The organism is Pseudomonas sp. JV245A (assembly GCF_032424515.1).
Lineage (GTDB): Bacteria > Pseudomonadota > Gammaproteobacteria > Pseudomonadales > Pseudomonadaceae > Aquipseudomonas > Aquipseudomonas protegens.
Window position 1 is genome coordinate 1 of sequence record NZ_VYKE01000465.1, and the last position, 756, is coordinate 756.

1 protein-coding gene is annotated in these 756 nt (G+C 65.9%); it reads right to left on the reverse strand.

Annotated features, from left to right (window positions below; genetic code table 11):
* Window positions 1–756: EamA family transporter (locus tag F6S12_RS32465; protein WP_315869952.1), on the reverse strand; the 756-nt coding region annotated here is incomplete at both ends.

Here is a 756-nt window from a genome sequence, read left to right on the forward strand (position 1 = left end):
AACGGCGACCCAGGGTGAAAAACCGGCGCCAGTCGAATTGCCCCACCGCCAGCGCCAGCAGGATCAGGCCCATGGAAATGCCCTCCTCGGCCCCAAGCCGCTGCCCCAGGATCAACACCGAACCGGCCATGCCGAAGACCGGGATCAACAGCGACAAGGGCGCCACCCGGGAGACCGGATACTCGCGCAGCAACAGGTTCCAGCCCCAGTAACAAAAGTGCGTTGCAGCATAGACCTGAAACATCAGCGACAAGGCCGCGCCGGCGGACACTTGCCCGGCCAGTTGCAGAAACGGCGCCGCACCATGGCTTATCCAGGTCAATGCCAGCAGCGGCAATGGCGCAAACAGGCTCGCCCAGACCACGAAAGCGAACACCTCGCGCACCCCGCAGCGCTTGATGATGACGTTGCCCACGCTCCAGCTGAATGCACTCACCAGCAGCAGGGCATAACCCAGGCTGGTGGCATGCCCGGGGCTGTCGCCAATGATCCGCAGCAGCCCCCACAGGGCAATGGCCGTGGCCAGCACCTGTTGCAGGCGCAGGCGCTCGCCGAACAGCAACACGCCCCAGCCCAGGGAGAAAAAGGCGCTGAACTGGATCAACAGCGCAGCCGTGCCCGGAGCCACACCCTGCTCGATCCCCAGGTTGATCAGGGCCCACATGGCGACGCCGAAAATCAGCCCGTAGGCCGCCAGCCAGGCGAATGCCACCGGCGGGCGCGGCACCAGGAACACCCAGGGCAGCGCCGCCAGGG